This is a genomic window from Micromonospora sp. CNZ286 (assembly GCF_014207755.1).
In genome coordinates this window covers 3,327,135-3,340,069 of record NZ_JACHIZ010000001.1, presented here as the reverse complement: position 1 = coordinate 3,340,069, position 12,935 = coordinate 3,327,135, and the positions used below count along the sequence as shown (strand labels likewise).

Below are 12,935 nucleotides of genomic sequence, written 5' to 3'. Positions count from 1 at the left end.
CGACGAAAGGGAGCACACCCCGCATGGCCGAGCACCGCACCGCGCACCGCCACCGCAGCACCGGCGTGGCCGCCCTCGCCGCCGCCGCGCTCGCCGCCTCGACACTCGTCGTCGTGGCGCTCACCACGACCGCCACCCCGGCGCGTGCCGCCGGACTGTCCCCGTTCGACATCACCGGACGCGGCGCCACGGTGCCGTTCCGGGAGCAGGAGGCCGAACAGGCCGCCCACACCGGCACGAAGATCGGCCCCGACCGGCGCTACGGCACGCTGCCGTCCGAGGCGTCCGGCCGGGAGGCGGTCACGCTCGACGCCGTCGGCGAGTACGTCGAGTTCACGCTCACCGCCCCGGCCAACGCGGTCACGTTCCGGTACAGCCTGCCGGACAACGCCGCCGGCACCGGCCGCGACGCCACCATCGACCTGCGCGCCAACGGCGCGCTGGTCAAGGCGGTGCCGGTCACCTCCCGGTACGGCTGGTACTACGGCGGCTACCCGTTCAACAACAACCCGGGCGACACCAACCCGCACCACTTCTACGACGAGACCCGGACCATGTTCGGCACCACGTACCCGGCCGGCACGAAGATCCGCCTCCAGGTCTCCTCGACCGCCCAGTCACCCACGTTCACCATCGACCTGGCCGACTTCGAGCTGGTCGGCGCGCAGATCACCAAGCCGTCCGGCGTGCTGGACGTGGTGACCGACTTCGGCGCCGACCCGACCGGCGCCACCGACTCGACGGCGAAGTTCCAGGCCGCCGTGGACGCCGGCAAGGCACAGGGCCGGGCGGTGTGGATCCCGGCCGGCACGTTCACGCTCTGGGACCACGTGGTGGTCGACGGCGTGACGCTGCGTGGCGCCGGCCCCTGGTACTCGGTGCTCGGCGGCCGGCACCCCACCGACCGCAAACGCGCCGCCGGCATCTACGGCAAGTACGTGCCGGGCGGCGGCTACTCCGGCGAGATCCGCCCGCACGAGGCCGGCGGGCCCAGCCGCAACGTCACGCTGCGGGACTTCGCCGTCATCGGCGACATCCGGGAACGCGTCGACGAGGACCAGGTCAACGCCATCGGCGGCGCGATGACGAACTCCGTGGTGGACAACCTGTGGTTGCAGCACACCAAGGTCGGCGCCTGGATGGACGGGCCGATGGACAACTTCACCATCCGCAACAGCCGGATCCTCGACCAGACCGCCGACGGGGTGAACTTCCACTGGGGCGTCACCAACTCCACGGTGACGAACACGTTCGTCCGCAACACCGGTGACGACGCGCTGGCCATGTGGGCGCAGAGCGTGCCGAACGTCGGCAACTCCTTCACCCGCAACACCATCGGCGTGACGATCCTGGCCAACCATCTGGTCACGTACGGCGGGCGGGACATCACCATCGCCGACAACGTCACAGCCGACTCGGTCACCAACGGCGGCGGCATCCACGTGGCGAACCGCTATCCGGGCGTCACCGGGCCGACCGCCGTGGCCGGCACCATCACGGTGGCCCGCAACACGCTGATCCGTAACGGCAACTCCGACTACAACTGGCAGTTCGGCGTGGGCGCGATCTGGTTCTCCGCGCTCAACGAGCCGATCCAGGGCGCCGCGATCAACGTCACCGACACCGACATCCTGGACAGCTCGTACGCGGCGCTGCACTGGATCGAGGGGCAGACCAGCGGCATCTCGTTCGACAACGTGCGCATCGACGGCGCGGGCACGTACGCGCTCCAGGTGCAGGCACCCAGCCAGGTCCGGTTCACCAACGTGCGGGCCACCGGCATCGCCCAGTCCAACCCGATCCACAACTGCGTCGGCAGCGGCTTCCAGATCACCCAGGGCACCGGCAACTCCGGCTGGTACACGCCCACCCCGTACTGCGGGCCGTGGCCGCAGCCGCAGTGGGGCAACGGCCCGTCCAGCCCGCCGCCCACCAGCCCGGCGCCGACCACGGCAGCGCCGACGACAGCAGCGCCGACCACCGCGCCGCCGACCACGCCGCCGCCGGCCGGCGGGAACCTGGCGCTGGGCCGGCCGGCGACCGCCACCAGCACCACCCAGACGTACGCCGCCGGCAACGCCGTCGACGGCAACCCGGCCAGCTACTGGGAGAGCGCCAACAACGCGTTCCCGCAGTCGCTCACCGTCGACCTCGGCGCGTCGCGCACCGTCGACCGGGTCGTGCTGAAGCTCCCGCCCGGCTGGGAACGGCGTACCCAGACGCTGTCGGTGCTCGGCTCCACCGACGGCTCCTCGTACACCACGCTCGCCGCGTCGGCGGGCCGCGTGTTCGACCCGGCCGCCGCCAACAGCGTGCCGATCGCGCTGCCGTCCGGCGACCGCCGGTTCGTCCGGGTCACAGTCACCGGCAACACCGGCTGGCCGGCGGGTCAGCTCGCCGAACTGGAGGTGTACGGCGGCGGCACCACCACACCGCCGCCTGCCACGACGCCGCCGCCCACCACCGCGCCGCCGGCCGGGAACCTGGCGGCGGGCCGGCCGGTCGCGGAGACCAGCCACGCCGACGTGTACGGCGCCGCGAACACCGTCGACGGCAACGCGAACACCTACTGGGAGAGCGCCGGCAACGCCTTCCCTCAGTCGGTGACAGTCGACCTGGGCAGCGCCCGGCCGGTGGCCCGGGTGGTGCTGAAGCTGCCCCCGTCGTCGGCCTGGCAGACCCGTACCCAGACCGTCTCCGTGCTCGGCTCCACCGACGGCTCGTCGTTCTCGACCCTCAAGGCGGCGGCCGGCTACACGTTCGACCCGGCGGGCGGCAACAGCGTGTCGATCGCGCTGCCCGCCGATGACCGCCGCTTCGTGCGGCTGACCTTCGCCGGCAACACCGGCTGGCCGGCCGGCCAGCTGTCCGAGTTCGAGGTGTACGCCTCCTGACCCGGCGCGGCGGGGGCCACCGCTGGTCCCCGTCGCGCCACCGCACCCCCACCCCCGAACGCCTCTCCACCTCCCCCGGGAAGAAGGTGTCCGTCCACCATGTCCAGACTCCGTACCGGAATCGTCGCGGTGCTCGCCGCGGTCGGCCTGGTCGTCACCGCGGCCCCCGCCCCACCGGCACTCGCCGCCGGCGGCCCGAACCTCGCCGCCGGACGCACCGCCACCGCCAGCAGCGTCAACGGCCCCTACGTCGCGGCGAACCTGACCGACGGCAGCCAGGGCAGCTACTGGGAGAGCAGCGGCGCGCTGCCCCAGTGGGCGCAGGTCGACCTCGGCACCAGCCGCGCCGTCGACCAGGTCGTGCTGAAGCTCCCGGCCGCCTGGGAGGCGCGCACCCAGACGCTGTCCGTGCAGGCAAGCGCCGACGGCAGCGGCTTCACCACAGCCGTCGCGTCCGCCGCCCGCACGTTCAGCCCGGCCGCCGCCAACACCGTTACGCTCGGCTTCACCGCCACGAACGCCCGCTACCTGCGGGTGGTGATCACCGCGAACACCGGCTGGGCCGCCGCGCAGCTCGCCGAGCTGGAGGTGTACGGCACGGCCACCTCCTCGACCAATCTGGCGCTCGGCCGGACCATGACCGAGAGCGGCCACGCCGACGTGTACGGCGCGGGCAACGCCAACGACGGCAACGCGGCCACCTACTGGGAGAGCCCGAACAACGCGTTCCCGCAGTGGATCCAGGCCGACCTGGGCGCCGCCACCGGCGTCAACCGGCTGGTGCTGCGGCTGCCGTCCGGCTGGGGCGCGCGCACCCAGACGATCACCGTGCAGGGCAGCACGAACGGCTCCACGTTCGGCACGCTCGTCGGGTCCGCCTCGTACGCGTTCGACCCGGGCGGCGGCAACACCGTGACTGTCACAGTGCCCATCGCGTCCACCCGGTACGTGCGGCTGCTGTTCACCGCGAACAGCGCCTGGCCCGCCGGGCAGCTCGCCGAGCTGGAGATCTACGGCCCGGCCAGCGGCGACACCCAGGCGCCGAGCGCGCCGGGCAACCTCGCGTTCACCGAGCCCGCGACCGACCAGGTGCGGCTGACCTGGACCGCGTCCACCGACAACGTCGGCGTCACCGGCTACGACGTGTACGCCAACGGCGTGCTGCGTACCAGCGTCGGCGGGTCGACGCTGACGTACACCGACACGCAGCCGGCCGGGACCACCGTCTCCTACTACGTGCGGGCGCGGGACGCGGCCGGGAACGTGTCGGCGAACAGCAACACGGTGACCCGTACCGGCAACACCGGTGACACGGTCGCGCCCACAGCGCCCGGCAACCTGGCCTACACCCAGCCGGCGAGCGGGCAGATCCGGCTGACCTGGACCGCGTCCACGGACAACGTGGGCGTCACCGACTACGAGGTGTACGCCAACGGCACGCTGCGCACCACAGTGAGCGGGTCCACGCTGACCTGGACCGACAGCCAGCCGGACAGCGCCACCGTCTCGTACCACGTGCGGGCCCGCGACGCCGCCGGGAACGTGTCGGCGAACAGCAACACCGTCACCCGCACCGGCAGCGGCACCGGCGGCACCAACCTGGCGGTCGGCAAGCCCGCCACCGCGTCGTCGATGGTGCACGTGTTCGCCGCCGCGAACGCCGTCGACAACGACGTCTCCACGTACTGGGAGGGCGCGCCCGGCGCGTACCCGAGCACGCTCACCGTCGCGCTCGGCGCCAACGCGAGCATCAGCGCGGTCGTGGTGAAGCTGAACCCGGACCCGGCGTGGGGCGCGCGCACCCAGACGTTCCAGGTGCTCGGCCGGGAACAGTCCGCGTCCGGGTTCACCAGCCTGGCCGGCTCCGCGACGTACTCCTTCAACCCGAACAGCGCCAACACGGTGACCGTCCCGGTCTCCGCGACCGCCGCCGACGTCCGGCTCCAGTTCACCGCGAACTCCGGCTCCTCCAACGGGCAGGTCGCCGAACTCCAGGTCATCGGCGTTCCGGCACCGAACCCGGACCTCACCGTCACGGCCGTCACCGCGTCACCGTCCGCGCCGGTGGAGACCGACGCGATCACGCTGTCCGCCACCGTGCGCAACGCCGGCACCGCGGCCTCCGCCGCCACCACCGTCACCCTCTACCTGGGTACGACGAAGGTCGGCACCGCCGCCGTCGGCGCGCTCGCCGCGGGCGCGTCGAGCACCGTCTCGGCGGCCATCGGCGTACGCGACGCCGGCAGCTACCCGCTCACCGCGACTGTCGACGAGTCGAACGCGGTGATCGAGCAGAACGAGGCGAACAACTCCTACACCAGCCCGACCCCGCTGACGGTGAGCCCGGTCGCCAGCTCCGACCTGGTCGCCTCCGCTGTCACCTGGTCACCCGGCACGCCGAGCGCCGGAGCGAGCGTCTCCTTCGCGGTGACGCTGCGCAACCAGGGCACCATCGCGTCGGCGAGCGGCGCGCACGGCATCACGCTGACGGTGCGCGACCAGTCCGGCGTTGCGGTCCGTACGCTCACCGGCTCGTACAGCGGCACGATCGCCGCCGGTGCCACCGCCGGACCGGTGTCGCTCGGCACCTGGACCGCCGTCAACGGCCGGTACACGGTGCGGGTGGTGGTCGCCGACGACGCCAACGAGCTGCCTGTCAAGCGGCAGAACAACACCAGCGACCGGTCGCTGTTCGTCGGCCGCGGGGCCAACCTGCCGTACGACGCGTACGAGGCCGAGGACGGCGCGACCGGCGGCGGCGCGCAGGTGATCGGGCCGAACCGCACCATCGGCGACCTCGCCGGGGAGGCGTCCGGCCGCCGCGCGGTCACGCTCAACACCACTGGCGCGTACGTCGAGTGGACCACCCGCTCGGCGGCCAACGCCCTGGTCGCCCGCTTCTCCATCCCAGACGCGCCGGGCGGCGGCGGGATCGACTCGACCATCAACATCTACGTCAACGGCGTGCTGCACAAGCCGATGAGCCTCACCTCCAAGCACATCTGGCTCTACGGTGCCGAGGCCGGGCCGAGCGACTCGCCGAGCGCCGGCGCACCCCGGCACCTGTACGACGAGGCGAACGTGCTGCTCGACACCACGGTCCCGGCCGGCAGCCGGATCCGGCTCCAGAAGGACCCGGCGAACACCACCACGTACGCGATCGACTTCGTCGACACCGAACTGGTGTCGCCGCGCGCCAACCCCGACCCGGCCCGCTACAAGGTGCCGACCGGGTTCAGCCACGCCGACGTGCAGAACGCGCTCGACGCGGTCCGGATGGACACCACCGGCACCCTGGTCGGCGTCTACCTGCCCGCCGGCACGTACGAGACCGCGCAGAAGTTCCAGGTGTACGGCAAGGCGGTGAAGGTCGTCGGCGCCGGCATGTGGTACACCCGGTTCCAGACGCCGCGCAACCAGCAGAACACCGACGCCGGTTTCCGGGTCGAGTCCTCGGCGAGCGGGTCGACCTTCGCCCACCTGGCGTTCTTCGGCAACTACACCAACCGGATCGACGGGCCCGGCAAGGTGTGGGGCGAACTGAAGGACGTGGACGACCTGACACTCGACAGCGTCTGGGTCGAGCACACCGTCTGCGCGTACTGGGGGGTGAGCGTGGACGGGCTGACCATCAGGGACAGCCGGTTCCGCAACACCTTCGCCGACGCGGTGAACATGACGAACGGCAGCACCAACAACCTGGTCACCAACTCGGAGGGCCGCTCCAACGGCGACGACGCGTTCGCGCTGTTCTCCGCCACCGACCAGGGCGCGTCAGGCGGCAACCACGGGAACGTGTTCGAGAACCTGACCGCCACGCTCACCTGGCGGGCGGCAGGGCTGGCCGTGTACGGCGGCTACGACAACGTGTTCCGCAACCTGTACATCGCCGACCAGCTCACGTACTCGGGCATCACGATCAGCTCGCTGGACTTCGGCTATCCGTTCGTCGGGTTCGGCGCCAGCCCGCCCACCCGGTTCGAGAACATCTCGCTGATCCGGTCCGGCGGGCACTTCTGGGGCGCGCAGACGTTCCCGGCGATGTGGTTGTTCTCCGCGTCGAAGGAGTTCCGCGGCATCCGGGTGAGCGACGTGGACATCGTCGATCCGACGTACTCGGGGATCATGTTCCAGACCAAGTACAACGGCAGTCAGCCGGAGAACCCGATCACCGACACGGTGCTGACGAACGTGTCGATCTCGGGGGCGCGGCGCAGCGGCGACGCGTTCGACGCGAAGTCCGGCTTCGGCATCTGGGTCAACGAGATGCCCGAGGCGGGTCAGGGCCCCGCGGTCGGCGCGGCGACGTTCACCAACCTCCGCCTGACCGACAACGCCCAGGACATCAAGAACACCACAACAACCTTCACCATCACCCGCAACTGACCCCCGCCCCCGCCCCCGCCCCGCCCCTTCCGCCCCGCGATCTTGCACTTTCGGCCCCCGTGATGCCGGATTACTCCTGCTATGAGGGGCACCAAACTGCAAGATCGCGGGCGTGGGGCGGGGCGGGGCGCGCGGGGGCGTGGTCGAGCGGCGGCGTCAGCTGCCGCGGTCAGTGGGGGAGGGCTGTGGAGAGGCGGCGGATGGCCTCGTCCATCTGCTCGGGTGGGGCGGCGGCGTACGTCAGGCGCAGGTGGGGGGCGGGGGGTTCGGCGGCGTACCAGGGGCGGCCGGGGAAGACGGTCACCCCCGCTGCCGCGGCCGCGGTGGTCACCGCTACGTCGTCGGTGTTGTCGGGCAGGCGTACCCACAGGTGCAGGCCACCGCGCGGGACGTCGCGCGGTGTCAGCGACGGCAGGTGCCGGTCCAGCGCGGCGAGCAGAGCCTCCCGGCGGGCCCGCAGCCGGACGCGCAGGCTGCGGCGGTGCCGGTCCCAGGCCGGCGCGGTGAGGAACTCCAGCGCGGCCTGTTGCAGCGGCCCGGCCACGAAGAGGTCGTCGAGCAGGCGGGCGGCGCGCAGCCGTGCCCCGGCCGGCCCGCGCGCGCCGATCGCGGCGATCCGCAGGCCGGGCGCTGTGGACTTGGTCAGCGAGCGCAGGTAGACGACGTGCCCGTCCGGGTCGTCCGCGGCCAGCGGAGGCGGGGCGTCGCCGTCGATGGTGAGGTCGCGGGCGTAGTCGTCCTCGACCAGGAACGCCCCGGCCTCGCGCACCGCCTCGGCCACCTCGCCGCGCCTGGCGGCGGCCAGTGTCGCGCCGTGCGGGTTGGCGTACAAGGGCTGGCAGTAGAACACGCGGGCGCCGGTACGGGCGAACGCGGCGGCGAGCTGGTCCGGGCGTACCCCGTCGGCGTCGGCGGGCACGGGCACCACCCGCAGCCCGGCGGCGCGCGCGGCGGCGAGCGCGCCCAGGTAGGTGGGGGACTCGACCAGGATCGTGTCGCCGGGGATGGTGAGCGCCCGCAGCGTGGAGGAGAGCGCTGCCTGCCCACCTGGGCAGATGACCATGTCCTCGGCCCGCAGGCCGCCGCCCGCTTCGCGGGCGAACCAGGCGCGCAGGTCGGCGCGTCCCTCGACCGGACCGCGCTGCCACGCGGCCGGCTGCCGGGCCGCGCGGGCGAGCGCCGCACCGAGCGCGGCGGCCGGCTGCAGATCAGGGTCCAGATAGCCTCCGGTCAGCGGGATCGCGCCCGAGGGCGGTAACGCCAGCAGCGCCTGCATCTCGTCCTCGCCGCCCCGCCGCGAGCCGAGCGCGACTGTCTGCCACGACAGGTCCGCCCGCGGTGGGTCGGCGCGCCGGGCCGCCACGTACGCGCCACGGCCCGGCCGGGTCTCCACCAGCCCGTCCGCGACGAGCCGCCGGGTCGCCTCGGCGACCGTCACGGGGGAGACGTGATGGTGCGCGGTCAGCTCCCGCACCGACGGCAGCCGCGTGCCGGGCGCGGCGTCGGCCGCCAGCGCACCCAGATGCCGGACCACACGGTCGATAGCGCTACCATCGTTCATGACGGCACAGAGTAGCGCTACCGCCTCGACCACGATAACGGTGAGACCGGGCGCCGGCATCGCCCTCGGCGCGCTGGGCGTACTGGCCTTCAGCATGTCGCTGCCGGCCACCCGCATCGCGGTGCACACACTGGACCCCTGGTTCGTCGCGTTCGGACGGGCCGTGGGCGCGGCGCTGCTCGCGTGGGCCTACCTGCGGCTGACCGGCGCGCCGCGCCCCACCCGGGACCAGTGGCGACGGCTGTCGATCGTCGCGCTCGGCGTCGTGGTCGGCTTCCCGCTGTTCACCTCGCTGGCGCTCACCACGCAGACGTCAGCGCACGGTGCCGTGGTCGTCACCGTGCTGCCCGCCATGACCGCCGTGTTCGCGGTGCTGCGCGCCGGTGAACGGCCGCCGCCGCTGTTCTGGATCGCCGGTGCCGCCGGCCTGGTGCTGGTGCTCGCGTTCCTGGCCGCGAGCGGCTCGATGCGGGGGACGCTGTCGCTCGCCGACCTGTTCCTGCTCGCCGCCGTGGTGCTCTGCGGACTCGGGTACGCCGAGGGCGGCCGGCTCGCCCGCGACCTCGGCGGCGCCCGGACGATCTGCTGGGCGTTGCTGCTGTCGCTCCCGGTCACCGTGCCGGTCACGGTGGTGGCCGCGCTTCTCCATCGCCCGCAGGGCGGCGTCGCCGCCTGGACCGGGTTCGGCTACCTCACAGTGGTGTCGATGTTCCTGGGCTTCTTCGCCTGGTACGCCGGGCTGGCCCGGGGCGGCATCGCCAAGGTGGGCCAGATCCAGCTCGTCCAGCCGGTGCTCACGCTGATCTGGTCCGCGGTGCTGCTCGGTGAGGCGGTCACGCCCGGCGCGCTGGTGGTGGCGGGCGCGGTGCTCGCCTGCGTCGTGCTGATCCAGCGCACCCGGGGCGGCGCCACACCGGCGCCCACCCCGGGCGAGCCGGCCTCAGCGGGACGGCCCACCCCGGGCGAGCCGGCCTCAGCAGGCCGCGATCGTGCCGGTCACGCCGGAGACGTACGCGTGGCTGACGAAGTGTCCTGACGCGAGGCGGTTCCACTGGCTGGTGGTCCGGTACGGGCCGCTCACCGACTGGCCGGTGACCGAGCACTCGATCGGCACGTTGGCGTAGGTGGCGGCCAGGCCGACGACGGGATTGCTCGTGCTGGGGCCGGACCGGATGTTGAGCGGGCCGCTGCCGATCCGGCCCCGGGTGCCGGTGCCGGTCCAGAGGTAGGCGACGTCGACCCAGGCGTTGTCGGTGAGCAGCAGACCGTCCCAGAACGTGCCGTCGGCGAGGTCGATGCCGGCCGGGCTGGCCACCACGCGCCCGAACTGGTCCCGGCCGCCGTTGTAGCCGCTCTGGTACGCCGCCTGCGCCTCGGGCCGGCCCTGCGGCAGGTCCTTCCACATCTCCCGGACACCGCTGGGGTTCCAGTAGTCGTCCCTGGTGTTCCACGGTCCGATGTCCCAGACCGGCGCGTACTCGCAGCGGCTGCGGGTGGTGGTGCAGACCCGCACGGTGTAGTCGCCGGTGTTCTTCGGCGCGAGGCCGCGGGCCGACGGCAGCGCGACGAAGTGGTCCCGCGAGACGATCACGTGCCCGTTGGCGGTGGTGCCGCCGACCAGTCCCTCCCGCGTGGCGTACACCCGGTAGGTGAGGCCCGGGGTCGCGGCCGTGACGGCGGCGACCGAGTCGGCGACGAGCCGGACCGCGCGCACTGTGGGCGCGGCGGACGGCCGTTCGGCGGTGAGGGCCACCCGGACCTGGACCCGCGTGACCGGCTGGTCGAAGACGGCCTCGGCGGAGACGGACCGCCACTCGGTCCACGCGCCCGATCGCCAGCCGCGCGCCGCCACCTCGACGGCACCGGCGGTGCCGGGGGTCGCGTCGACGTCGGCCCGGACCCGGTTGGCCGGCGCGGCGAGCGGGTGGGGCGCGGTGACGAGCATGCCCCCGGCCGTCTGCCGGCGCTGCGCGGCCGGGCGGCCCGCCGTGTCGGCGAGGCGCAGTCCGGCGCCGGTCCAGCGGACGCCGACGTCGTCGGCGTCGACGACTGTGATGTCGGCGCTCCACGCGTTGCCGGCGGCCGTCGGTTCAGCCTGGGGTGCGGCGGGCGCCGAGGAGACGGCCAGGACGGCGGCGAGCGCGCCGGCGACAGCGGCCGGCGAGGTCCTGCGGGGATGGGGCATGGCGCTCCGCGTGGGGGCGGAAAGTATACGAACGTCGATCTCCGGGGTGAGGTGCAGGCAACCATCGATCGCGCGTCCCGTCAAGAAGGCGTCCGCGGCCTCCGCCCGCCCGGAGTAGTGCAAAAAACCTGCAAACGCCAGGCCTTGCCTTCCTGGAAAGCGCTTTCATACGATTGCGTTACATCGATGTTTCATTTGCGGGCCGGGCATCGCAGATGAACGACATTCGCTGGCGGCGCGCCTGATCGCGTCGCGGCTCCTCATTATTCCCATTCGGTGACTGCCGTTCGCTCGGCGGCAATTCCCGAATGCTCGAAAAAGGAATGAGGCGACATGAGAAGACCAGTCGCGCTGCGACTCCACGCGGCACTGGCCACGGCGGTCGTGGGTATCGCCGTCGCCGTGGTGCTGCCGTCCCCGCAGGCGTCGGCGGCGGCCGGCAGCGCCACCGGCTATGCCACCCAGAACGGCGGCACCACCGGCGGCGCGGGCGGGCAGACCGTACGCGCCACCACCGGCACCGCCATCCACGCCGCGCTCTGCGGTCGGGCCAGCAGCAGCACCCCGATCATCATCGAGGTGACCGGGACCATCAACCACGGCAACACCAGCAAGGTCTCCGGGTCGAGCTGCAACACCGCGGACGGTGTGATCGAGCTGAAGCAGATCAGCAACGTCACCATCATCGGCGTGGGCAGCGGCGCCGTCTTCGACCAGCTCGGCATCCACATCCGCGACTCCCGCAACATCATCATCCGGAACGTGACGGTGCGGAACGTCAAGAAGTCGGGCTCGCCCACCTCCAACGGCGGCGACGCGATCGGCATGGAGAGCAGCGTCCGTAACGTGTGGGTCGACCACGTCACGCTCGAGGCGTCCGGCGGGGAGTCGGAGGGCTACGACGGCCTGTTCGACATGAAGGACGACACCCAGTACGTGACGCTGTCGTACAGCATCCTGCGCAACTCCGGCCGCGGCGGCCTCATCGGCTCCAGCGAGAGCGACCGCGGCAACGGCTACATCACGTTCGAGCACAACCTGTACGAGAACATCGACTCCCGTACGCCGCTGCTGCGCGGCGGCATCGCCCACATGTTCAACAACCACTACACCGGGCTGCACGAGTCGGGCATCAACTCCCGGGCCGGGGCGCGGGCCAAGGTGGACAACAACTACTTCCGCAACTCCAAGGACGTGCTCGGCACGTTCTACACCAGCGAGCGCGGAACCTGGCAGGTCAGCGGCAACATCTTCGACAACGTGACCTGGTCCTCGCCCGGGAGCGACAACTACCCGGCGGGTCCGAACGTGACGTCCACGACCACAGTGAGCGTCCCGTACTCGTACCGGCTCGACGCGGCGAGCTGCGTGCCGGACATCGTGCGGCAGACGGCGGGCGCGAACACCGGCCTGCGGGTGTCCGACGGCAACTGCACGCCGCAGTCCCCGCCCCCCACCACGCCGGGGCCGACCACGCCCGCCCCCACCACGCCGCCGCCCGGGACGACCACCCCGCCGCCGTCCGGCGGGACCAACCTGAGCCTGGTCTCCGGCGCCGGCGCGGACGGGTCCAGCAAGGCCGGCGGCACCAGCTACGGCAACGTGCGCGACGGCAACCTGAGCACGTACTGGTCGCCGTCCGGGTCGACCGGCACCGTCTCGATCAAGTGGGGCTCGGCCACCACTGTGTCCCGCGTGGTCATCCGCGAGCCGTCCGGCACCTCTGGTTCGATCGGGTCGTGGCAGCTCGTCAACAACGACACCGGCGCGGTGCTCGCCTCCGGCAGCGGGGCCGGCCAGATCACCTTCGGCGCGACCTCGCTGAAGAAGATCAACTTCAAGATCAACAGCTCCGGCGGTACGCCGAGAGTCGGCGAGTTCGAGACGTACGCCAGTTAGCAGGCGCGAC

Annotated in this window: 6 protein-coding genes; 4 read left to right on the top strand and 2 right to left on the bottom strand. The window is 72.3% G+C overall.

Features of this window, described 5'->3' with window-relative positions:
- Window positions 1–23 precede the first annotated feature (23 nt).
- Window positions 24–2,894: a discoidin domain-containing protein gene (locus tag FHX31_RS15130; protein WP_184976587.1), complete on the top strand. Its 2,871-nt coding sequence runs from the start codon at window positions 24–26 to the stop codon at window positions 2,892–2,894.
- 99 nt (window positions 2,895–2,993) lie between these two features.
- A complete protein-coding gene (locus tag FHX31_RS15125; protein WP_184976585.1) occupies window positions 2,994–7,280 on the top strand; it encodes a galactose-binding domain-containing protein in 4,287 nt (1,428 codons plus the stop codon).
- Window positions 7,281–7,449: 169 nt separating this feature from the next.
- Here the strand turns inward: FHX31_RS15125 and FHX31_RS15120 are convergent, their stop codons facing one another.
- Window positions 7,450–8,841: an aminotransferase-like domain-containing protein gene (locus tag FHX31_RS15120; RefSeq protein WP_184976583.1), complete on the bottom strand. Its 1,392-nt coding sequence runs from the start codon at window positions 8,839–8,841 to the stop codon at window positions 7,450–7,452.
- Window positions 8,842–8,881: 40 nt separating this feature from the next.
- On the opposite strand from FHX31_RS15120, the gene FHX31_RS15115 reads away from it, so the two are divergent.
- On the top strand, window positions 8,882–9,877 hold the full coding sequence (locus FHX31_RS15115) for a DMT family transporter (RefSeq protein ID WP_184976581.1): 996 nt from the start codon (window positions 8,882–8,884) through the stop codon (window positions 9,875–9,877).
- Here the strand turns inward: FHX31_RS15115 and FHX31_RS15110 are convergent.
- The gene (locus tag FHX31_RS15110; RefSeq protein WP_184976579.1) at window positions 9,815–11,026 is read right to left on the bottom strand and encodes a hypothetical protein; all 1,212 of its coding nucleotides are present in this window, start codon (window positions 11,024–11,026) and stop codon (window positions 9,815–9,817) included. The genes FHX31_RS15115 and FHX31_RS15110 overlap by 63 nt on opposite strands.
- A 333-nt stretch (window positions 11,027–11,359) precedes the next feature.
- On the opposite strand from FHX31_RS15110, the gene FHX31_RS15105 reads away from it, so the two are divergent.
- The gene (locus FHX31_RS15105; protein WP_013476922.1) at window positions 11,360–12,925 is read left to right on the top strand and encodes a pectate lyase family protein; all 1,566 of its coding nucleotides are present in this window, start codon (window positions 11,360–11,362) and stop codon (window positions 12,923–12,925) included.
- The last annotated feature ends 10 nt before the right edge of the window (window positions 12,926–12,935 follow it).